Annotated in this window: 20 protein-coding genes and 1 tRNA gene; 10 read left to right on the top strand and 11 right to left on the bottom strand. The window is 71.9% G+C overall.

From position 1 onward, the window contains the following. Nucleotides 1-80 precede the first annotated feature (80 nt). Nucleotides 81-551 (top strand): large conductance mechanosensitive channel protein MscL, encoded by a 471-nt coding sequence (gene mscL / locus ACFXAE_RS07985; RefSeq protein ID WP_384709728.1) that lies wholly within the window; start codon nt 81-83, stop codon nt 549-551. Between the two features lie 22 nt (nt 552-573). On the opposite strand, the gene ACFXAE_RS07980 is transcribed toward mscL, so the two are convergent. Beyond that, nucleotides 574-750, bottom strand: coding sequence for a hypothetical protein (locus ACFXAE_RS07980; protein ID WP_384709725.1), 177 nt, complete (start codon nt 748-750; stop codon nt 574-576). A 43-nt stretch (nt 751-793) separates the two neighbouring features. On the opposite strand from ACFXAE_RS07980, the gene ACFXAE_RS07975 reads away from it, so the two are divergent. Both ACFXAE_RS07975 and ACFXAE_RS07970 read left to right on the top strand, forming a co-directional pair. Continuing rightward, on the top strand, nt 794-1,822 hold the full coding sequence (locus ACFXAE_RS07975; protein ID WP_384709722.1) for a P1 family peptidase: 1,029 nt from the start codon (nt 794-796) through the stop codon (nt 1,820-1,822). Between the two features lie 196 nt (nt 1,823-2,018). Then, complete coding sequence (locus ACFXAE_RS07970) at nt 2,019-2,765, top strand: DUF6227 family protein (RefSeq protein WP_384709720.1); 747 nt, start codon at nt 2,019-2,021, stop codon at nt 2,763-2,765. 21 nt (nt 2,766-2,786) lie between these two features. Here ACFXAE_RS07970 and ACFXAE_RS07965 read toward each other — a convergent pair whose 3' ends face one another. From ACFXAE_RS07965 to ACFXAE_RS07945, 5 genes are all read right to left on the bottom strand, one after another. After that, a complete protein-coding gene (locus tag ACFXAE_RS07965) occupies nt 2,787-3,071 on the bottom strand; it encodes a hypothetical protein (RefSeq protein WP_384709717.1) in 285 nt (94 codons plus the stop codon). 116 nt (nt 3,072-3,187) lie between these two features. After that, on the bottom strand, nt 3,188-5,281 hold the full coding sequence (locus ACFXAE_RS07960) for a fructose-specific PTS transporter subunit EIIC (RefSeq protein WP_384709714.1): 2,094 nt from the start codon (nt 5,279-5,281) through the stop codon (nt 3,188-3,190). 82 nt (nt 5,282-5,363) lie between these two features. Further along, nucleotides 5,364-6,311, bottom strand: coding sequence for a 1-phosphofructokinase (gene pfkB / locus ACFXAE_RS07955; protein ID WP_384709711.1), 948 nt, complete (start codon nt 6,309-6,311; stop codon nt 5,364-5,366). After that, a complete protein-coding gene (locus ACFXAE_RS07950; protein WP_384709708.1) occupies nt 6,308-7,069 on the bottom strand; it encodes a DeoR/GlpR family DNA-binding transcription regulator in 762 nt (253 codons plus the stop codon). Before ACFXAE_RS07950 ends, pfkB begins: the two co-directional genes overlap by 4 nt. A 340-nt stretch (nt 7,070-7,409) precedes the next feature. Further along, a complete protein-coding gene (locus ACFXAE_RS07945; protein ID WP_384709705.1) occupies nt 7,410-8,933 on the bottom strand; it encodes an MFS transporter in 1,524 nt (507 codons plus the stop codon). Between the two features lie 63 nt (nt 8,934-8,996). On the opposite strand from ACFXAE_RS07945, the gene ACFXAE_RS07940 reads away from it, so the two are divergent. Further along, nucleotides 8,997-9,974, top strand: coding sequence for a helix-turn-helix transcriptional regulator (locus ACFXAE_RS07940; protein WP_384709702.1), 978 nt, complete (start codon nt 8,997-8,999; stop codon nt 9,972-9,974). A gap of 7 nt (nt 9,975-9,981) precedes the next feature. Here ACFXAE_RS07940 and ACFXAE_RS07935 read toward each other — a convergent pair whose 3' ends face one another. Then, complete coding sequence (locus ACFXAE_RS07935; protein ID WP_384709699.1) at nt 9,982-10,680, bottom strand: TetR/AcrR family transcriptional regulator; 699 nt, start codon at nt 10,678-10,680, stop codon at nt 9,982-9,984. 558 nt (nt 10,681-11,238) lie between these two features. Beyond that, nucleotides 11,239-12,237 carry an RNA polymerase sigma factor RpoD/SigA gene (locus ACFXAE_RS07930; protein ID WP_384709696.1) on the bottom strand — a complete coding sequence of 333 codons (999 nt, stop codon included), beginning with the start codon at nt 12,235-12,237 and terminating at the stop codon, nt 11,239-11,241. A 193-nt stretch (nt 12,238-12,430) separates the two neighbouring features. On the opposite strand from ACFXAE_RS07930, the gene ACFXAE_RS07925 reads away from it, so the two are divergent. Further along, nucleotides 12,431-12,949: a GNAT family N-acetyltransferase gene (locus tag ACFXAE_RS07925; RefSeq protein WP_384709693.1), complete on the top strand. Its 519-nt coding sequence runs from the start codon at nt 12,431-12,433 to the stop codon at nt 12,947-12,949. A 10-nt stretch (nt 12,950-12,959) separates the two neighbouring features. Here the strand turns inward: ACFXAE_RS07925 and ACFXAE_RS07920 are convergent, their stop codons facing one another. Then, complete coding sequence (locus ACFXAE_RS07920; RefSeq protein WP_384710111.1) at nt 12,960-13,721, bottom strand: dioxygenase; 762 nt, start codon at nt 13,719-13,721, stop codon at nt 12,960-12,962. A 146-nt stretch (nt 13,722-13,867) separates the two neighbouring features. Between ACFXAE_RS07920 and ACFXAE_RS07915 the strand changes: the two genes are divergently transcribed. After that, nucleotides 13,868-14,389, top strand: coding sequence for a MarR family winged helix-turn-helix transcriptional regulator (locus tag ACFXAE_RS07915; RefSeq protein ID WP_384709690.1), 522 nt, complete (start codon nt 13,868-13,870; stop codon nt 14,387-14,389). A gap of 88 nt (nt 14,390-14,477) precedes the next feature. On the opposite strand, the gene ACFXAE_RS07910 is transcribed toward ACFXAE_RS07915, so the two are convergent. After that, nucleotides 14,478-16,019 carry an MFS transporter gene (locus tag ACFXAE_RS07910; RefSeq protein WP_384709687.1) on the bottom strand — a complete coding sequence of 514 codons (1,542 nt, stop codon included), beginning with the start codon at nt 16,017-16,019 and terminating at the stop codon, nt 14,478-14,480. A 127-nt stretch (nt 16,020-16,146) separates the two neighbouring features. Then, a complete protein-coding gene (locus ACFXAE_RS07905; protein ID WP_384709684.1) occupies nt 16,147-16,788 on the bottom strand; it encodes a TetR/AcrR family transcriptional regulator in 642 nt (213 codons plus the stop codon). 277 nt (nt 16,789-17,065) lie between these two features. On the opposite strand from ACFXAE_RS07905, the gene ACFXAE_RS07900 reads away from it, so the two are divergent. The 4 genes from ACFXAE_RS07900 to ACFXAE_RS07885 all read left to right on the top strand — a co-directional run bounded on the left by ACFXAE_RS07900 (nt 17,066) and on the right by ACFXAE_RS07885 (nt 20,103). Then, nucleotides 17,066-18,358, top strand: a complete 1,293-nt coding sequence (locus tag ACFXAE_RS07900) for a M6 family metalloprotease domain-containing protein (protein WP_384709681.1) — start codon at nt 17,066-17,068, stop codon at nt 18,356-18,358. Between the two features lie 756 nt (nt 18,359-19,114). Continuing rightward, a tRNA-Arg gene (locus ACFXAE_RS07895) sits at nt 19,115-19,187 on the top strand. 113 nt (nt 19,188-19,300) lie between these two features. After that, entirely contained in the window at nt 19,301-19,648 is a 348-nt protein-coding gene (locus ACFXAE_RS07890) for a hypothetical protein (protein WP_384709678.1), read from the top strand. A gap of 116 nt (nt 19,649-19,764) precedes the next feature. Further along, nucleotides 19,765-20,103: a hypothetical protein gene (locus ACFXAE_RS07885; protein WP_384709675.1), complete on the top strand. Its 339-nt coding sequence runs from the start codon at nt 19,765-19,767 to the stop codon at nt 20,101-20,103. The last annotated feature ends 170 nt before the right edge of the window (nt 20,104-20,273 follow it).

The raw sequence follows: 20,273 nt of genomic DNA, 5'->3' as shown, positions 1-20,273 counted from the left end.
TTGGACAGGCCGACACCGGTGTGACGTAGGTTGCGGAGCGCTTTCCTCCGCACCGTACGCACGAGAAATGAGGCCTCGAAGTGAGCGACCGGGAGAAGACGAGCGTCCTGCAGGGCTTCAAGGCCTTCCTGATGCGGGGCAACGTCGTCGATCTGGCCGTGGCGGTGGTCATCGGCGCCGCCTTCACGAACATCGTCAACGCGGTCGTGAAGGGCATCGTCAATCCGCTGGTGGGCGCCTTCGGCACCAAGAACCTGGACAGCTACAGCTCGTGCCTGAAGGGCCCCTGCGAGGGCACCGGCGACGCGGCGACCGGCGTGCGGATCCTGTGGGGCTCGGTCCTCGGGGCGACACTGCAGTTCGTGATCACCGCGGCGGTCGTCTACTTCCTGATGGTGCTGCCCATGGCGAAGTACCTGGCCCGGGTGGAGGCCCGACGGAAGGCGAAGGAGGGCACGCACGAGGTCATCGAGATCACCGAGCTGGAGGTGCTCAAGGAAATCCGCGACACCCTCGTCGCGCAGCGCGGCACGGGGCACGGCGGGCGGTAGAGGCGGCCCGTCCGCGGGCGGGTCAGAGGTGGTGGGGCGGCTTCTCGTCGAGGAAGCGCTTGAGATCGGCCGCACTGTCGCCGGACGGGCGCTCGCCCCAGCCGCGGTCCGTGTCGTCCGAGGACTGCTGGTCCAGCGGGTCGTCGAAGACCAGCGCCGGCTTGGGCCCACTCGGGCGGGGATCGGGGGCGATGCTCATACGTCCAGGGTACGGCCGCCCCTGACCGGGCAGTACTGGCCCCATGACAGCTGACGCTCTGACGGATGTGGCCGGCGTGCGCGTGGGACACGCGACGCGTACCGGCGGCGGATGGCTCACCGGCACCACGGTCGTGCTCGCGCCCGAGGGCGGGGCCGTGGCCGCGGTGGACGTGCGCGGCGGCGGACCCGGCACGAAGGAGACCGACGCGCTCGATCCGCGCAACCTGGTGCGGAAGGTCGAGGCGGTCGTGCTGACCGGGGGCAGCGCGTACGGGCTCGACGCGGCGACCGGGGTGATGGCCTGGCTGGAGGAGCGGGGGCGCGGGGTGCGCGTCGGGCCGGATCCCGCTCATGTGGTGCCGGTGGTGCCGGCCGCCTGCGTCTTCGACCTGGGCCGGGGCGGCGACTTCCGGGCCCGGCCGGACGCGGCCACCGGTCGTGCCGCGGTCGAGGCGGCGGCGGTGGGCGAGCGGGGCGCGCCGGTGCCGCAGGGGTGCGTGGGCGCCGGTACGGGTGCGGTGGTCGGGCAGGTGAAGGGCGGCATCGGCACCGCGAGCGCGGTGCTGGAGTCGGGCATCACGGTGGCCGCGCTGGTGGTGGCCAACGCGGCGGGGTCGGCGGTGGATCCGGAGACGGGGGTGCTGTACGGGGAGTTGTTCCAGGGCCGGGTGCGTTACCCGGAGCCGGAGGTGCACGGGGCCGCGCTGCGGCGGCTCGCGGAGGTGGCCGGGCGGAACGCGGCTCCGCCGCTGAACACCACGCTCGCGGTGGTGGCCACCGACGCCGGCCTGTCCAAGGCGCAGGCGCAGAAACTGGCCGGCACCGCGCACGACGGCATCGCGCGGGCCGTACGGCCGGTGCATCTGCTCAGCGACGGCGACACCGTCTTCACCCTGGCCACGGGCACCCGCCCGCTGGACGCGGCGGACCCCCTGGCCCTGAACGAGGTCCTCGCGGCGGGCGCGGACCTGGTGACCCGCGCGATCGTACGGGCGGTGCGTGCCGCCACTCCGGTGGACGGTCCGGGCGGTTCGTGGCCGTCGTACGGGGAGTTGTACGGCGGGCGTTGAAAGGAGGGGCCGGCCATTGGCCGCCGAAGTACCGGCTGATCAGGAACGACTGGCGTATGTCCGGGCGGTGCCGGGAACTCCTCGCGCGCTCCGCTCGTTTTTCGCCATATGTTTTCTCGGTTACCGGACACGATGTCCGTCCGAGGGGCTACGGTATGCACCCACCAGGTGACATGCAGCAATGCCGGGAGAAGCCTTGAGCGTTCCGTACGAGACGGCAGCGTACGAACCACCCGACTCGCCCGAGTCTCCGGAGGAGCACCTCGCGCGTCTCCTCGGCCGTGCCCTGAACTCCTTCGAGCTGCCGGACGAGGCGATCCAGCGGCTGGACTGCGCGCTGGCGCACGACGGTTCGCTGCACTCCGCGCACCACAGCGCGGGTCTGCACCGGGAGACGTACCGGCACACCTGGCTGCTCGCCGACGGTTCGGCGCTGACGCTCTGGGAGCTCGTGCACAACACGACTCCGGGAGCCGAGCCGCAGCACGAGGTGTATGTGGACGAGGAGGAGCTGCGGACGGCCACGGCCCGGCTGTCGTTGCCGCCGGACGCGCCGGACTTCGAACTGCCGGTGACGGTCGAACTGTTGCCTCCTCCCGCGCCGCGGAACGCGTACCTTCCGGACGATTCCGCGGATCACGCGCGGCGTTTACTGCGCCGGGCGGAGAACACGGACCGGCCGGGCGCGGAGACGGCCGCACTCCTGGCCACGGCGTGCGCGCACCGGATCACGCAGGCCTTCGGCCGCCCGTCCCGCGCGGGGCGTCCGGGGCTGTCCTTCGCGCTCTACGAGCACGCGTTCCTGCTGGGTGACGGCACGGAGATGTCCGTGTGGGAGGTCGAGCACACGGTCACGCCCGACGGGCGGCACATGTGCGAGGTGTACGTCAGCGAGGACGCGGCGCGGGACGCCATGGAGCGCCGGGCGGCGCAGGTCTCCTGACGCGGTGGCCGGGGCCGCGGCTCAGTCCCCCTCGCTGAAGCGCCGTACCAGCACGACGAACGCGTCGCGCTCCGCCGGCGTGAGCCGTACGGCCTCCCCGGGAGGGCCGGTCCGCTGCTGGCGCGGGATCACCGGGGTGCCGTGGGGCGTATGCCGCGGGGTGACCTCCGGGTTCTCCCGGGTGCGCTCGCGCATCCGCCCGCGGCGACGCCGCAGGGAGTCGGCCAGACCCGCCGCGCAGGCCACGGCCACCAGGGTGAGGACGGTGGCGCCCGTCGTCCGCGAGAGTGTCGTGTGCTCAGGCATGCGGCCCAGTACACACCACGATCCGGGGCCTTGACCCCGGATCGTGATGATCGTGATCTATATCGCACTAGGCATGAACCGCCCACACCTACCCAAACGGACGCATCGTCGTAACTCTACGCGGCCACCGGCTGCTTGGTCTCGGCCGGTGGCACCGATGTGCCCCCGCCCCCGCCCGCGTCAGAGGTGACCGGGGCCGGCTTGCGCAGGCCCTTGAGGACGATCACCAGGGCCGCCGTGACGCAGACGCCCGCGGCGATGGCGACCAGGTAGAGGAACGGGTTGCCGATCAGCGGGACGACGAAGATGCCGCCGTGCGGGGCGCGCAGGGTGGCGCCGAAGGTCATCGACAGGGCGCCGGTGACCGCGCCGCCCGCCATCGAGGCGGGGATCACCCGCAGCGGGTCGGCGGCGGCGAACGGGATCGCGCCCTCGGAGATGAAGGAGGCGCCCAGGACCCAGGCGGCCTTGCCGTTCTCGCGTTCGGTGCGGTTGAAGAGCTTGCCGCGGACCGTGGTGGCCAGGGCCATCGCCAGCGGCGGCACCATGCCGGCGGCCATCACCGCGGCCATGATCTTCATCGCGGAGTCACTGGGGCTCGCGACGGCGATCCCGGCGGTGGCGAAGGTGTAGGCCACCTTGTTGACGGGTCCGCCGAGGTCGAAGCACATCATCAGGCCGAGGAGGGCGCCGAGCAGGACGGCGTTGGTGCCGGTGAGACCGTTCAGCCAGTCGGTCATGCCCTTCTGGGCCTCGGCGATGGGCTTGCCGATGACGACGAACATCAGGAAGCCGACGACCGCCGTGGAGATCAGCGGGATCACCACCACCGGCATGATGCCGCGCAGGGCCGCCGGGATGCGCACCTTCTGGATCGCGATCACCACGCCACCGGCGATCAGACCGGCCGCGAGACCGCCGAGGAATCCGGCGTTGACGGTGAGCGAGATCGCGCCGCCGACGAAGCCGGGCACCAGGCCGGGCCGGTCGGCCATGCCGTAGGCGATGTAGCCGGCCAGCACGGGGACGAGGAAGCCGAAGGCGACGCCGCCGATCTGGAAGAGCAGCGCGCCCCAGCTGTCGGCCTGGGTCCACACGAAGTGGTCCATCACCGACGGCGCCTCGTTGATCTCGTAGCCGCCGATCGCGAAGCCGAGGGCGATGAGCAGACCGCCCGCGGCGACGAACGGCACCATGTAGCTGACGCCGGACATCAGCCATGTGCGCAGCTTGGTGCCGTAGCCCTCGCCGCCGTCGCCGGCGCGCTCGACGGGCGTACCGCCGGACGCGGCGGCCGCCGCGGTGACCTCGCCACGCTCGGCCTTGTCTCTCACCTCGGTGATCAGGTCGGCGGGACGGTTGATGGCCGCCTTGACGCCGGTGTCGACGGTCGGCTTGCCCGCGAAGCGGTCCTTCTCCCGTACGGGCACGTCGTGGGCGAAGATCACGCCGTCCGCCGCCGCTATCACGGCCGGGTCGAGCCGGGTGAAGCCGGCCGAGCCCTGGGTCTCGACGACGATCTCGACCCCGGCGTCCCGGCCGGCGTTCTCCAGCGATTCGGCAGCCATGTAGGTGTGGGCGATGCCGGTGGGGCAGGAGGTGACGGCGACGACCCGGAACGGGCGGTCCCCCTCGGGAGCGGTGGTGCCCGTGGCGGCGCCGGCGGAGGCCGCCGCCGGCGCCGCCACGGAGTCCTCGAAGTCCGCGGAGCCGCTCTCGACGCCGCTCTCGACGCCGCTCTCGGCGCCGCGGACGGCGGCCGTCGGCGGTTCGTCACCGCGGATGAGCGCCGCCGCCGTCCCCGCGTCACCCACCGACCGGAGCGCACCGGTGAACTCGGTGTTCATCAGCTGCCGGGCCAGCGACGACAGGATCGTCAGATGGGCGTCGTCGGCGCCGGCCGGGGCGGCGATCAGGAAGATCAGGTCGGCGGGCCCGTCCGCCGCGCCGAAGTCGATCCCGGCGGCGCTGCGCCCGAAGGCGAGCGTGGGCTCGGTGACGTGCTCACTGCGGCAGTGCGGGATGCCGATGCCGCCGTCGAGGCCGGTCGGCATCTGCGCCTCGCGGGCGGCGACGTCGGCGAGGAAGCCGTCCAGGTCGGTCACCCGGCCCAGGGCCGCCATGCGCTCGGCGAGGGCGCGCGCCGCCGCCTCCTTGGTGTCGGCGGACAGGTCGAGATCGACCAGTTCCGCAGTGATCATGTCACTCATCGCGGGCTCCTTCGCACGCGTATCGCCCGTGCAGCGGGGTGGGCGGAAGGGGGGACGGGGGTGAGGAAGCGGAGGGGACGGTTCATGACACCGGCTCCCGCAGTGCGCGGTCGGCGGGTACCTCGGCCGTGACGGTCACCGCGGCCGGGTCCAGGTCGGCCGGGGTCGGCATCACGCTGCCGGGGAGCCGGACGGCTGCCGCGCCGTGGGCGACGGCGGAGGCGAGCGCCTCGGGGCCGCGCCCGCCGGCGACGAGGAACCCGGCCAGCGAGGAGTCGCCGGCGCCCACGTTGCTGCGGACGGCGTCCACCGCGGCGGTGCCGAACCAGGCGCCGTCGTCGTCCACGAGCAGCTGCCCGTCGGCGCCGAGGCTCGCGAGGACGGCCCGGGCGCCCATCCCCCGCAGTTCCTCCGCCGCCTTCAGCGCGTCGCCCACGGTGGCCAGGGGCCGCCCCACGGCCTCGGCCAGCTCCCCCGCGTTCGGCTTCACCACGTCGGGCCGCTCGCGCAGGGCCGCGAGCAGCGCGGGTCCTGAGGTGTCCAGCGCGATGCGTACCCCGGCGGCGTGCACCCGGGCGACCAGTTCGGCGTACCAGGAGGGGGCGAGTCCGCGCGGCAGGCTGCCGCAGCAGGCGATCCAGTCGGCGCCCGGAGCCTGCCGGCGCACGGTGTCGAGGAGCAGTTCCCGTTCGGCCGGCGTCAGTTCCGGGCCCGGTGCGTTGATCTTCGTGAGGACACCGTCCGCCTCGGCGAGCGCGATGTTGGAGCGGGTGGCGCCCGCGACCGGGACCGCGGCGACCTCGATGCCCTGCGCGTCGAGCAGGTCGGCGACCAGGGCGCCCGGTGCGCCGCCCAGGGGCAGCACGGCGACCGTCCGCCGGCCGGCCGCGGCGACGGCGCGGGAGACGTTGACGCCCTTGCCGCCGGGGTCGACGCGTTCGCCGGTGGCCCGGACGACCTCGCCGCGGTCCAGCGAGGGGACCTCGTAGGTGCGGTCCAGGGACGGGTTGGGGGTGACGGTGAGGATCATGCGCGTACCACTTCCGTGCCGCCGCGCTCGATCGCGGCGGCGTCGTCCGGGCCGAGCCCGCTGTCGGTGATCAGCAGGTCCACGTCGCTCAGGTCGCCGAAGCGGGCGAAGTGCTCCTGTCCGTGCTTGGAGGAGTCGGCGAGCAGCACCACGCGGCGGGCGGCGGCCATGGCCGCGCGCTTCACGGCGGCCTCGGCGAGGTCGGGCGTGGTCAGCCCGTGTTCGGCGGAGAACCCGTTGGCGGCCACGAACAGGACGTCCGCGCGGATCTCGGCGTACGCGCGCAGCGCCCAGGCGTCCACGGCGGCACGCGTACGGTGCCGTACGCGCCCTCCGACGAGATGGAGCTGGATGCCGGGGTGGTCGGCGAGGCGGGCCGCGATGGGCAGGCTGTGGGTGACGACGGTGAGGGAGAGCTCCACCGGCAGGAGGCCGGCGAGCAGCGCGGCCGTCGAGCCGGCGTCGACGATCACGGCGCCGTCGGCCGGGAGTTCCGCGAGGGCGGCCCGGGCGATGCGGTCCTTCTCGTCGGCCGCGGTCGTCTCCCGCTCGGCGAGGTCCGGCTCGAAGTCGAGGCGTCCGGCCGGGATGGCCCCGCCGTGCACCCTGCGGACCAGGCCGGCGCGGTCGAGGGCCTTGAGGTCCCGGCGGATGGTCTCGGCGGTCACCTGGAACTCCTCGGCCAGCGAGACCACGTCCACCCGGCCGCCGTCGCGGGCGAGCCGCAGGATCTCCCGCTGGCGTTCCGGTGCGTACATGCTGGCCTGCCTCCGAGTCCGGTCGTGCCCGAACGTGTGGTTTCGATCGCAGAGTACGTCCGGATGTCCGGGAAGTAAACAGAGACGGGCACACACGGGCACGAACGGGCTTCCGTTCGCGCCCATCCGTACACATGCCAAGGGCCCGGCACCCATGAGGATGTTGTTGGCGAATCCGTCGGACGGCCGCCGGACACCTGTACCGGCAACATGATTGGAGCGTTTCTCCAGCGAAACACCGTGTAGGCGGCGTCACGTTGGGAGAAACGCTCCAATCACCGAACAGGGACGGATTCGCCAACGGCATCCCATGAGGTGCCGGGCCCTTCCCTGGCCCCGCTCAGGCCACGAGCTCCCGTTCCTTCTCCACTGCCGCGGGCGCCTCCCCCGCTCCCTCCACATGCTGGGCGGGGCGCTTGGGCAGGGCGAACATCAGCAGGAAGATCACGCCCATCACCGCGGCCACCCAGCCCAGCGCGTGCCGGAAGCCGTCCGCGAAGGCCGGGCCCACCTCGGCCGGGGCGAGCCGCTCGTCGATCACCCCGAAGAACACCACCGACACCAGGCCGAGCCCCAGCGCGTTCCCCATCTGCTGCACCGTGTTGATCAGCCCCGACGCCGACCCGGCGTGCTCGCGCGGCACCTCGGACAGCACCGCGTCCGTCAGCGGGGCCACGATCAGACCCATGCCGACGCCCATGACCACCAGCGGGAGCGCCATCTGCCAGGAGGCGATGGACTGGCCGTACCGCTCCGCCTCCCAGATGTAGACCAGTACTCCGGCCGCCATCACCAGCGCGCCCGCCTGGAGCACCTTGCGCCCGTAGCGCGGCACCAGCAGCTGCACCGACATCCCGGCCGCCGCGGAGACCGCGATCGAGAACGGCACCCCGGTCAGCCCGGCCCGCAGCGCGCTCCAGCCCAGGCCCACCTGCATGTACAGCGTCCAGACCAGGAAGAAGATGCCGAGGCCGACCCCGAACACCGTCTGCACCGCGATGCCCGCCGCGAAGCTCTTCACCCGGAACAGCGACAGTTCGATCAGCGGGGAGCCGTCCCGTGCGCCCTTGACCCGCTCGTACGCCACCAGCGCCCCGAAGACCACCAGCGCGCCGGCCATCGACACGTACCCCCACAGCGGCCAGCCCAGCTCACGGCCGCGGGTCAGCGGGTAGAGCAGCATCAGCAGCCCCAGCGTGACCAGCGTGACGCCCACCAGGTCCAGCTTCAGGGCGCGCGGCGCCTTCGACTCGGTGATGAAGCGGCTGCCGAGGACCAGACCCGCGATGCCGACCGGGAGGTTGATCAGGAAGATCGGCCGCCATTCCAGGCCGAACAGGTTCCACTCGGTCAGCAGCGCGCCGAGCAGCGGTCCGGACACCGCGCCCAGGCCGACGATCGCGCCGAACAGGCCGAACACCTTGCCGCGCTCGTGCGGCGGGAAGGTCGCGTGCACGATCGACAGCACCTGCGGCACCATCAGCGCCGCCATGGCGCCCTGCAGGATCCGGGAGGCGACCAGCATCTCGGGGTTCACGGCGAACCCGCACAGCGCGGAGGCGACGGTGAAGCCGCCGATGCCGAGGAGGAAGACCCGCTTGCGGCCGTGGATGTCGCCGAGCCGGCCGCCGGTGACGAGCCCGGCGGCGAAGGCCAGCGCGTAGCCGGCGGTGATCCACTGGATCTGGCTGAAGGTGGCGCCCTCGTCACGCTGGATCGACGGGATCGCGATGTTGACGATCGTGACGTCGACGAGGTCCATGAAGGCCGCGGTCATCACGATCGCCAGCGCGAACCAGCGGCGGCGGTCGCCCTGGTCGCCCGCGGCGGGCCGGGCTGCGTGCGGGGTGTCGGTGGAGTTCATGTCCCGGAAGCTATGACCCAAGTAGGTCGGATCAGGTCCTAGTTCTAAGGCATCCTCGATTTCATGACGACGGACACCCCGGCCCGGCTCCTGACCCTCCTCTCCCTCCTCCAGACGCCCCGAGAATGGCCCGGCGGCGAGCTGGCCGACCGGCTCGGGGTCTCCCGGCGCACGGTCCGGCGGGACATCGACCGGCTGCGCGAACTCGGTTATCCCGTGCGGGCCACCCTCGGCGCGGACGGCGGCTACCGGCTCGTCGCCGGAAAGGCGATGCCGCCGCTGGTGCTCGACGACGAGGAGGCCGTGGCCATCGCGGTCGGGCTGCGGGCCGGTGCCGGGCACGCGCTGGAGGGCGTGGACGAGGCGTCCGTGCGGGCGCTGGCCAAACTGGAGCAGGTGCTGCCCGGCAGGCTGCGTCACCGCGTCAGCACGCTCCAGGCCGCGACCACCCCGCTGACCAGCGGCGACGGAGCGACGATCGCGCCGGAGACGCTCACCGTCATGGCCTCCACGGTGGCCGGGCACGAGCGGCTGCGGTTCGCCTACCGGGCGGCCGACGGCACCGGGTCCCGGCGCGTGACCGAGCCGTACCGGCTGGTGTCCACCGGGCGGCGCTGGTACCTCGTGGCGTACGACCTCGACCGCGCGGACTGGCGGACGTTCCGCGTCGACCGGGTGAGCGAGCCGTTCGCGACCGGGGCGCGGTTCACCCCGCGCGAGCTGCCCACCGGGAGCGCGGCGGAGTTCCTGCGCCGGTCGATGTACCGGACGCAGGAGTCCTACGAGCTGGTCGTCACCTTCGCCGCACCGGCCGAGACGGTCGCCGCCCGCCTCCCGGGCTGGCTGGGCACGCCCGAACCGCTGGACGGGGGAACCTGCCGGCTGCGGGCGACGGTGAGCGGCGCCAAGGACTGGCTGGCGGTACGCCTGGCGATGCTGGGGCATGACTTCACCGTGCAGGAACCGGCGGAACTCGTGGAGACAGTAAGGAAGTTGGGTGCGCGGATGAGCCGGGCGGCGACAGGCGGCGGTGAGTCGTGACGCGACGTCAAGGTGCCCCGGGGGACGTCAGGTCTCCCCACGGGAAGTCCCGTAGGGCCGCCAGGTTGGCCACCGCCAGTTCGGCCGGCCCCTGGGGCCCCTCCGCGGGGCCGTCGCCCGCCGCCCAGCTCTCCATGGCCGTGCGGACGGCCGCACTCGCGACGGCCGCGGCGAAGGCCAGCCGGCTGCGGTCGGCAACGTTGTCGGCGTCGTACCGGAGCCGACCGGCCGTCAGCCGCTCCGCCAGCACCTCCGCCAGGTTCCGCTCCGACGCCTGGCACGCCTCCGCCCACACCCGGCGCAGGGCCGGGTCCGCCTGCGCCAGCCGGATCAGGGTGCGCACCCAGTTCCAGGAAGCCACCGACACCTCGAGGCCCGGCGCCAGCGTACGGCGCACGGCGTCCTCCAGGACCCGCGGCAGGGGCGCCTCGGCGGGGGCGGCGCGCACCGCCGCCACCCAGCGCTGGGCACCGGCCGCGTAGAGCGGGCCGATGGCCTCTTCCTTGCCGGCGAAGTACCGGTAGAAGGTGCGCGGGGCGATGCCGGCCGCCCGGGCGATGTCCTCGGCACGGGTGGCCCGCAGGCCCTGCCGGACGAAGAGACCGGCCGCCGCGCGGGCGATCTCCATACGGGTCTCGGCCTTGCGCCGTTCGGTCAGCGAGACCGCGGGAGGCGGAGGGGGTGACGTCGGGGTGGTGCTGCTCACGCCCGGCAGGCTATGCCCATGTGGCACAATCTGCCATCTGGCGGGCCACCCCGGGGTTCAGGTCCGGGGTGACCCGCCCCGTCGGTCTCCCGTACGAGGAAGCCGGGTTCGGCGCCCGGGGGGAGGGCGCCGAACCCGGCTCGGGGAAGTCCCGGCGCCGGGGGGGTTGTGCGTCGGGACGTGGCTCGGTGGGTCCAGGATCTCAGGGGCCCGAAGTTCGAACTCCTGGCCTGAAATTCTTGTTCCCTGGGTCCAGTGGGTTGAAGCGGCGGGGAACGGCCATGTTTTGCGCGGTCTTTCGCCACCCGGCGTACGCGGCCGGGGCCCGCACGGACCCGTCGCTCCCCCCGGACTCCGCACAGCCATGTCCGCACCGCCGCGCCGAACCCGGCGGTCACACCGCCGCATTCCCCTCCGCCGGCCCGGCCGTCACGCTACCGCGCCGCCCGGATCCTCACGTCACCGGCGTCCGGTCCGGCCGTCATGCCGCCGCACCGGGACCGGGCCGGCTGCCGCGCCGCCGCTGCGGCTGCCGCGCTGCCGCGCTCCGGCCGGGTGTCACGCCGCCGCGTCGAAGCCGGTGTCGCGGGCCAGCTTCTTCAGCTCCAGCAGTGCGTGCTTCTCGATCTGGCGGATGCGCTCGCGGGTCAGGCCGTGCTCCTTGCCGACCTCGGTCAGCGTGCGCTCGCGGCCGTCCTCGATGCCGTACCGCATCTTGATGATGGAGGCCGTGCGCTGGTCGAGGCGGCCGATCAGGTCGTCCAGCTCCTCGCTGCGCAGCAGCGTCAGCACCGACTGCTCCGGCGACACCGCCGAGGTGTCCTCCAGGAGGTCGCCGAACTGGGTCTCGCCCTCGTCGTCCACCGACATGTTCAGCGAGACCGGGTCACGGGCCCAGTCGAGCACGTCGACGACGCGCTCCGGCGTGGAACCGAGCTCGGCGGCGATCTCCGCGGGCTCCGGTTCACGGCCGTGCTCGCGGTTGAACTCGCGCTGCACGCGCCGTATCCGGCCCAGCTCCTCCACCAGGTGGACGGGCAGGCGGATGGTGCGCGACTGGTCGGCTATCGACCGGGTGATGGCCTGACGGATCCACCAGGTCGCGTACGTCGAGAACTTGAAGCCCTTGCGGTAGTCGAACTTCTCGACCGCGCGGACCAGGCCGGCGTTGCCCTCCTGGATCAGGTCGAGCAGCGGCAGACCGCTACGGGGGTAACGGCGGGCCACGGCGACGACCAGGCGGAGGTTGGAACGGATGAAGACGTCCTTCGCCCGCTCGCTCGCGTCGACCAGGGCCTGGAGCTCCTCGGGGGTGGCCCCGGCCTTGTTCTCCTCGAGGCCGTCGAGGATCTGCTGCGCGAACACACCCGCTTCGATGATCTGGGACAGCTCGACCTCCTTGGCGGCGTCGAGCAGCGGCGTGCGCGCTATCTCGTCCAAGTACATGCCGACCAGGTCGCGGTCGGTGATCTCGCCGCCATGGGCGCGGACACTGCGTGCCGAGTCGGCCGTCTCGCCGGTGGCGGACTGACGACGGGCGACGGCGCGGGTTGCCATGCGTGCTCCCTTGCGATGATGAGGTCAGCGGGTGGTCCTGTGGACGCTCGACACGCCTCCCAGGTCCCTCCGGACTCCGGTCGAGTGCCCTGCATCCGATGGAAACAACGACTGGAATCCGGACAGAATTCCCAACCCGCCCCCCGATTTTTCTGATCATGCAGTACCCTGTCCGGCCACGCGAGGAGGCACGATGCCGTCGGAGCACGAAGAGGTCCAGGTCAGACCGGGCACCGAGGGTGATCTGGCGGCCCTCACCGACCTGTACAACCACTATGTACGTGAGACGGCGATCACATTCGACACGGCGCCCTTCACTCCGGAGGAACGCCGCCCCTGGCTGCTCTCCCACCCTGTAGACGGCCCGTACCGCCTGATGGTTGCCACGGACGCCGGCTCGCGGCGGATCCTGGGGTACGCCACCTCCGGCCCCTTCCGCCCCAAGCCCGCCTACGCGACCTCGGTGGAGACGACGGTCTACGTCGCACCGGACTCCGGTCGGCGCGGCATCGGCACGCTCCTCTACAAGGCCCTCTTCGAGGCCCTGGCGGGCGAGGACGTCCACCGCGCCTACGCCGGCGTCGCCCAGCCGAACGACGCCTCGACGCGGCTGCACGAGCGCTTCGGCTTCCGGCACGTCGGCACGTACCGGGAGGTGGGCCGCAAGTTCGGCCGCTGGTGGGACGTGGCCTGGTACGAGAAACGCCTGTAGCCCCCGGGGGTCAGCCGAACTGCACCGACCGCTTGGCCAGCCCCAGCCAGAACCCGTCGATCACGGACTTCTGTTCCCCGAGTTCCCCGGCGGCGTCCGCCGCGCCCATGGTCACGAAGAGCGGGGCGAAGTGCTCGGTGCGCGGGTGGGCGAGCAGCCCGGCCGGGGACTTGCGGGTGAAGTCGAGCAGCGCGTCCACGTCACCCGCCGCCAGGGCTTCCCGGCCCCAGGCGTCGAACTCCGCCGACCAGGCGGGGATGCCGCCCTGCCGCAGTGCGGCGAGGTTGTGGGTGAAGAACCCGGAGCCGATGATCAGTACGCCCTCGTCGCGCAGCGGCGCGAGCCTGCGCCCGATCTCCATGAGCCGCACCGGGTCCAGCGTCGGCATGGAGACCTGGAGCACCGGGATGTCGGCCTCGGGGTACATCTCGACCAGCGGGACGTAGGCGCCGTGGTCCAGGCCCCGGTCGGGGACGTCCTGGACGGGTGTGCCGGGGGCGCGCAGCAGCTTGCGCACGGAGTCGGCGAGCGCGGGGGCTCCGGAGGCACCGTAGGTGACCTGGTAGTAGTGCTCGGGGAAGCCCCAGAAGTCGTAGACCAGGGGGACGGCCTCGGTGGCGCCGAGGGCGAGCGGGGCCTCCTCCCAGTGGGCGGAGACGACCAGGATCGCCTTCGGGCGGGGCAGTCCGGCCGACCAGGCGGCCAGTTCGCCGGGCCAGACGGGGTCGTCGGCCAGGGGCGGGGCGCCGTGGCTGAGGTAGAGCGCGGGCATGCGCTCCTGAGTGGCGGCGGTCATGACAGCGGCTCCCTTCGACGGCGGGGCGTCGACTCGAGACTTACTTGAACTCTCAACTTGCATCATCGATGCTACGCCGATTTTGTTTAACATTCAAGAAGAGCGGCCGTACAGTGGAGTACATGAACACGGCACCCGCAGCACCATCGGCGTCCGCCGACGAACCCCGCTGGCTCACCGACGAGGAACAGCGCGTCTGGCGCTCGTACATCGAGGCCGCCACCCTCCTGGAAGACCACCTCGACCGTCAGCTCCAGCGTGACGCGGGAATGCCGCACGTCTACTACGGCCTGCTGGTCAAACTCGCCGAGGCCCCGCACCGCCGACTGCGGATGACGGAGCTGGCGATGTCCGCGAAGATCACCCGCTCCCGCCTCTCGCACGCCGTCGCCCGCCTGGAGAAGAGCGGCTGGGTACGCCGTGAGGACTGCCCCTCCGACAAGCGGGGCCAGTTCGCCGTGCTGACGGACGAGGGCCTGGAGGTGCTGCGCCGGCACGCGCCCGGCCACGTGAACGCCGTACGCCAGGCGGTGTTCGACCGGCTCACCCCGGAACAGCAGAAGTCCCTCGGCGAGATCATGCGGATCGTCGCCGAGGGACTTCAGCCGAGCGAAGCGGGCGCGGACCTGCCCTGGCTCCGCTGACGAGGCGGGAGCCGGGGCAGGTCCGGGGAGCCGTACGGAGGAGGCGTCCCCTCCTCCTCCGTACGGGTGGTGAGGGAGCGGCGAACCGTCAGTGCATGGCCACCGGCACCGGCATCTCGTCCCCGACGGCCTCGTCGGCGGACCCGGCGACCGCGGTGCCGCCCGGCTTGCCGGCGTTGATCAGGACCATGGCGATGGCCGCGGCCGCCACCAGGATTCCGACGGCGAACCAGATCGCGCTGGTGTAGCCCTGCACCTGTCCCTGGAGCTGGACCAGCTGCTGCTGGGACGGGCTGGTGGCGCCGCCGATGCGGTCGGCGACGTAGGACGTGGTGGCCGAGGCCGCGATCGTGTTCAGCAGGGCCGTGCCGATGGCGCCGCCCACCTGCTGCGAGGTGTTGACCATCGCGGAGGCGACACCGGAGTCACGCGGCTCGACGCCCATGGTGGACAGGGACATGGCCGGCATGAACGCCGTACCCATGCCGAGACCGAGCAGCAGCATGCCGGGCAGCAGGACGCCCGCGTACGAGGTGTCGATCTCCAGCTGGGTCAGGAAGAGCATGCCGAGCGCGGCGACCAGGAAGCCGGGGCCCATCAGCAGCCGGGGCGCGACCCGGGTCATCAGCCGGGTGCCGATCTGGGTGGAGCCCGTGATCATGCCCGCGATCATCGGCAGGAAGGCGAAGCCGGTCTTGACCGGCGAGTAGCCCTGCACGACCTGCAGGTAGTAGGTCAGGAAGAGGAACAGGCCGAACATCGCGATGATCGCCAGGCCCAGCGAGAGGTAGACACCGCCGCGGTTGCGCTCGGTGACGACGCGCAGCGGCAGCAGCGGCGCCTTGACCTTGGCCTCGACGGCCACGAAGGCGGCGAGCAGCACGGCGGAGGCGACGAACATGCCGATCGTCAGCGAGTCGCTCCAGCCCTCGGACTCCGCGCGGGTGAAGCCGTAGACCAGCGCGACCAGACCCACGGTCGACAGCACCACGCCGGGGATGTCCAGCGGCGATCGGTTGCGGCTGCCCTCGGGCTCACGGATGACGAAGTACGCGCCGGCCGCGGCGACGACGGCGAACGGGATGTTCACGAAGAACGTCCAGCGCCAGTCCAGGTACTCGGTGAGGAAACCGCCGAGGATCAGACCGACGGCGCCACCGCCACCGGCGATCGCGCCGTAGATGCCGAACGCCTTGGCGCGCTCCTTGCCGTCGGTGAACATCACCGCGAGCAGGGACAGCGCGGCGGGCGCGAGCAGCGCGCCGAAGACACCCTGGAGGGCACGGGCGCCGAACATCATGGCCTCGTTGGTGGCCGCGCCGCCGAGCGCGGAGGCCACGGCGAACCCGCCCAGACCGAGCACGAAGGCCCGCTTGCGCCCCCACAGGTCGGCTATCCGGCCGCCGAACAGCAGCAGTCCGCCGAAGGCGAGGGCGTAGGCGGTGACCACCCACTGGCGGTTGCCGTCCGAGATGCCCAGGTCCTGCTGGGCGGAGGGCAGGGCGATGTTCACGATGGTGGCGTCGAGGACCACCATCAGCTGGGCGAGCGCGATGAAGACGAGCGCTTTCCAACGGTTGGCGTCGGGGACGCTCAGGGCCTTTCCGGCCGCTGAGACTGTCTGAGACATGGGGGTACCCACTTCGGAAGTGTGTGACGGAAATTTAAAAAGATGTAACGAAAAATCGGTGTCGTCAGGGAACGACTCGCCCCGGGGACGGCCGCTGCACGGGAATCCTGCTCGCGTCAGAGATCGCTCAGCAGCGCAGATCCTCCACGGTCACTGCCGTACCCGGCAGAACGGTCGGGGCCGGGGCCCGCATCCCGTCCAGGAACAGCTGCAGGTGGCGGTGGACGAAACGGTCGGCGCTGACGCAGCCGGTACCGGCCGGGGGCCGGCTCAGCTGGGCGACGCCCACCATCAGATCGCCGTACTCCACGTCGGCGCGGAGCTGACCGGCCGCCTTGGCGCGGTCCATCAACTGCGCGACGAGGCTCTCGGCGCGCCGGCGTGCGTCCTCCAGGTCGGGGTGGTGCTGGTCGAAGGTGCTGGAGACCATCGGGCACAGCGCGCTGATCCGCTCGTCGGCGGCCGTGTGCGCGAAGTGCTCCAGTGCCTCGAAGGCGTCCCCGCTCTCGCTGAGCGCCTGCTCGGCCGCCCGCACCGTACGGTCCATCACGGAGCAGACGACCTCGCGCACCAGCGCGTCGCGGTCGGGGAAGTTGCGGTACACCGTGGCATTGCCGACGCCGGCCCGGCGGGCGACGTCGTCGAGCGGCACCTCGGGGCCGAACTCGACGAACATCTCCCGGGCGGCGGTGACGATCCGCTCCCGGTTGCGCAGGGCGTCGGCGCGGGGCCGGGGCGCCTTGCGCGGTACGGGGGTGGCGGTCTGCACGGTGCACTCCTAGGTCGTCGCGGCTTTGCCTTGTCGTCATCTCCCGGCAATCCGGGGAGTGAATCCCCGTTTCGCACGGACACAGGTTCAAACGGGGAAACGATCCCCGGTTATTTCCCACTCCCGAACCCTTTCCCTGTGACCTGCACCACACCATCCGGGCCGCGCGCCCCCACGATCGGACCTCCCAGCGGGCGCCCCCACACCCGGCGACGCAGGGTGATCGGGAGGGTGCAGTCGGAGACCGGCGGCTGCCGTGTGGAGCGGAGGTCCCCGCATGCAGCCGCAGCCGAGCCGACGCCGGATATCCCCGCGCCGGCTGGCCGCCCTGGCATCGGTGACCGCCCTGACCCTCGCGGTCAGCACCTCGGCCGGCAACGGCCGGCTCGCCCCCGCCACCTCCCCCGCCGGCGCCGGCCCCAGCGCCCTGTCCCGCACCTCCGCGCACGGCCCCTGCATGATCACCGGGGAAGGCGGGGTCCAGATGTCCGAGGGCATCCCCACGTCTCCCGGCTACACCCGCTCCACCGGCACGGTCCGCGCTCTCACCCTGATGATCGACTTCTCCGACGCGCCCGGTGAGGGCGACGCCCTCGACCGCTACCGGGAGTTCTTCCCCCAGACCCGCGAGTGGTTCGCCACCAGCTCCTACGGCCGTCTCGACTACCGCCCCGAACTCCCCGTCCCCGACTGGCTCCGGATGCCCAGGTCGTTCCGCGCGTACGGCATAGAGCGCGGCGCCCCCTTCGACCCCGGCTACCGCGAACTGGTCCGCGACATCGTGGCCGAGGCCGATCCCGAGGTGGACTTCCAGTCGTACGACCTGCTGAACGTGCTGGTGACCCCCAACGCGGGCCCCGCAGCCCTCGACACGGTCCTGTCCGTGACCTTCGCCGGCAACAAGGAGGCCCCGAGCGCGGACGGCGTCCCCGTCTCCAACGCGTCCTTCGTCTACTCCCGCCAGGACGACGGCTCCGGCTCCTACGACCGCACCGGCTACCGCGTCCTGCCGCACGAGAACGGCCACGTCTTCGGCCTGCCCGACCTGTACACCGCCGAGGGCGGCGGCGCGGTCGGCCACTGGGACATCATGAGCGAGGACTGGGGCGTCAACAACGACTTCCTCGCCTGGCACAAGTGGAAGCTGGGCTGGCTGGACGCGTCCCAGGTCGGCTGCGCGGCGAGCCCGGGCACACGGGAGTACGTCCTCACCCCCCTGGCACGGGCGGGCGGCCCGAAGCTCGTCTTCGTCCCCCTGAACGACCACGCCGGCTACGCCGTCGAACTACGCACCCGCGCCGGCAACGACGAGGCGGTGTGCCGCCCCGGCGTCCTCGTCTACCGCGTCGACGCGAACGTGGACACCGGCATGGGCCCGATCACCGTCCACGACTCCCGCCGCGACAGCGGCGGCTGCACCCGCTCCCCCAACGTCCACGCGGAACTCTCGGACGCGCCGTTCACCCCCGGCGAGAGCTTCGTGGACCGCCGGGCGGGCATCCGGGTGACGGTGACGGCGGCGGAGGCGGAGGAGTACCGGGTACGGGTGACCCGTACGCCACAGGGCTGATCCCTCGGCGCGGAGGAAGCCGAACTCCTCGACGTCGGCGCCACCGGCCGGCGCGGTCGCGCCTTGTCCGGGGGCCACAGCGACAGAGATGGTGCGACGCGGCACGACCGATGACAATCGCCGCATCGAGCCCTTCGGACCGATGTCAACTGAAATGCTCTGTTCTGTACGGCAATTAAGAATCGACAGGAGAACTTCACGACGGAGACACAGCAGGCGATCCCGAAGCCCGAGGCGGCGGAGACACCCCGGGGACGGACCCGATGGGGGATGGTCGCCGCGATCCTCGGGGTCCCGGCATTGGCAGTGACCGGATTCCTGGCCCTGATGGCACTCTGGATACTGTTCGGCGAGTCCTGACAGGATCTCCGCGCCACCGCACGCGACCCCGCAGACCGCGGAGGATGAACGCGAAACTGCGGCAGTCGATGTAAAGGGCGCCTCCATGACAGACGAGTGGAGCGCAGCCGACCGTCCGCGGTGACGCCGGGCGGCAGCAGGATCTCGTCGATGCGGCGGACGGTGGCGATGGCGTGCTCGGCGACCGGACGGCGACGCCGGTCGGCCGGTGCTCCGCCTACGCCCCCCCAGCAGCGCCCACACAACCCGCCCACACCAGCGCCCGCCGCGGCACCGATCCGGTACCCTGTGGATCGAGCGCCCTGGCAGCACCGCGGCACCCACCGCGACCGCCGACCCAGGACGCTCAGGGCTTGACGGAGACACCCGGCCAGGACCGTCTCACGATCAGGCCCCGCCTTCGTAGCTCAGGGGATAGAGCACCGCTCTCCTAAAGCGGGTGTCGCAGGTTCGAATCCTGCCGGGGGCACAGAGAAATACCTGGTCAGAGGCTCTTCCGTCCGACGGACGGGAGGGCCTTCGTCCTCGCAGCACACATACGGCACACACGCCGCTGCGGGCAGCGGTGGGGAGCTGTGCGACATGCCCACGAAGGACGAGCCGGCCCGGCGGCGGTACGAGAAGCTGGTGGAGCGGCTTGAGTCGCTGATGCGGGCCGGCCTGAAGCCGCGGTACGAGGGCTACTACGGTCAGCTGATCCTGGGCCGCGACGATCTCACGGAGATGGGCGAAGTCAAGGATGTCCGGCGAGCTGCTCGGGAGGCCGGAGGACGTCTCGGCTGGAAGGCGACCACCCAGCTCGTCGACGGCAGGCTCTTCGTGCTGGACCAATGGGAGGTTCCCGAGGAGATCGAGCGGTTGGCCGGCCATTCGGCCGCCGACGCCATCGACCGGGCCCGGGACGAAGCTCGCCGACCACGGCTGACCTGAACCGAAGGCGAGGCGCAGGGCGCCGCCGACCACGCTGGTGCGGCGATCGGCGCCCTGGCTTCACCCTGCTGGCCGCAGAGACGACGGTGCTGACCGGTTGCGCCTTCGGTTGTCCGGTGGACCCTGACGGCTCCGACCGCTGGTGGTTCGACGGAACGCTCCAGGAGATCATCCAGCGGCTCACCTCCCGCGCACGGTTCGTCGTCCTCACCCAGGTCGTGGCCCATCCGCACGCTCAGCACCGCGATATCGCCCGCCGCCTGCAACAGCGTCTGCTCACAGACCTGCACTCCTCCCTCGGGGTCACCCTGCTGCATCCTGCCGACCAGGCAGGACAAGCCGCCTTCTCGTCCTGGGGCTGGCAGAACCTGGGTGAGGTGGTCGGGCTGCCCGGCTCCGTCGCCCCCTGTGTGTTGACCCTGTCTTCCGAAGGGCAGCCTTCGGCACGCCGATGATGTGGCAGAGGAGCGATGAGCCGGCGGTCGTACCCGGCCAGGGCCGTCACCCGCCCGCCGTCCGCCGTACGGACGTGTCCCGACGCGATGGCTGTCTGCCTCCCCACGCGATGGCTGCGCGCCACGCCGCCCGCCACGGCCGGGAGTAGCCTGACAGGTACCGAGAACTG

It is taken from the genome of Streptomyces sp. NPDC059454, from assembly GCF_042749965.1.
Lineage (GTDB): Bacteria > Actinomycetota > Actinomycetes > Streptomycetales > Streptomycetaceae > Streptomyces.
The sequence above is the reverse complement of the archived record's forward strand: the minus strand, read 5'-3'. Positions and strand labels throughout refer to the sequence as shown.

Excerpts from the sequence above, each read along its gene's own strand:
- ACFXAE_RS07980 (WP_384709725.1), bottom strand. The coding sequence starts at position 750 with ATGAGCATCGCCCCCGATCCCCGCCCGAGTGGGCCCAAGCCGGCGCTG.
- ACFXAE_RS07975 (WP_384709722.1), top strand. The coding sequence starts at position 794 with ATGACAGCTGACGCTCTGACGGATGTGGCCGGCGTGCGCGTGGGACAC.
- ACFXAE_RS07965 (WP_384709717.1), bottom strand. The coding sequence starts at position 3,071 with ATGCCTGAGCACACGACACTCTCGCGGACGACGGGCGCCACCGTCCTC.
- ACFXAE_RS07960 (WP_384709714.1), bottom strand. The coding sequence starts at position 5,281 with ATGAGTGACATGATCACTGCGGAACTGGTCGATCTCGACCTGTCCGCC.
- pfkB (WP_384709711.1), bottom strand. The coding sequence starts at position 6,311 with ATGATCCTCACCGTCACCCCCAACCCGTCCCTGGACCGCACCTACGAG.
- ACFXAE_RS07950 (WP_384709708.1), bottom strand. The coding sequence starts at position 7,069 with ATGTACGCACCGGAACGCCAGCGGGAGATCCTGCGGCTCGCCCGCGAC.
- ACFXAE_RS07945 (WP_384709705.1), bottom strand. The coding sequence starts at position 8,933 with ATGAACTCCACCGACACCCCGCACGCAGCCCGGCCCGCCGCGGGCGAC.
- ACFXAE_RS07940 (WP_384709702.1), top strand. The coding sequence starts at position 8,997 with ATGACGACGGACACCCCGGCCCGGCTCCTGACCCTCCTCTCCCTCCTC.
- ACFXAE_RS07930 (WP_384709696.1), bottom strand. The coding sequence starts at position 12,237 with ATGGCAACCCGCGCCGTCGCCCGTCGTCAGTCCGCCACCGGCGAGACG.
- ACFXAE_RS07925 (WP_384709693.1), top strand. The coding sequence starts at position 12,431 with ATGCCGTCGGAGCACGAAGAGGTCCAGGTCAGACCGGGCACCGAGGGT.
- ACFXAE_RS07920 (WP_384710111.1), bottom strand. The coding sequence starts at position 13,721 with ATGCCCGCGCTCTACCTCAGCCACGGCGCCCCGCCCCTGGCCGACGAC.
- ACFXAE_RS07915 (WP_384709690.1), top strand. The coding sequence starts at position 13,868 with ATGAACACGGCACCCGCAGCACCATCGGCGTCCGCCGACGAACCCCGC.
- ACFXAE_RS07910 (WP_384709687.1), bottom strand. The coding sequence starts at position 16,019 with ATGTCTCAGACAGTCTCAGCGGCCGGAAAGGCCCTGAGCGTCCCCGAC.
- ACFXAE_RS07900 (WP_384709681.1), top strand. The coding sequence starts at position 17,066 with ATGCAGCCGCAGCCGAGCCGACGCCGGATATCCCCGCGCCGGCTGGCC.
- ACFXAE_RS07890 (WP_384709678.1), top strand. The coding sequence starts at position 19,301 with ATGCCCACGAAGGACGAGCCGGCCCGGCGGCGGTACGAGAAGCTGGTG.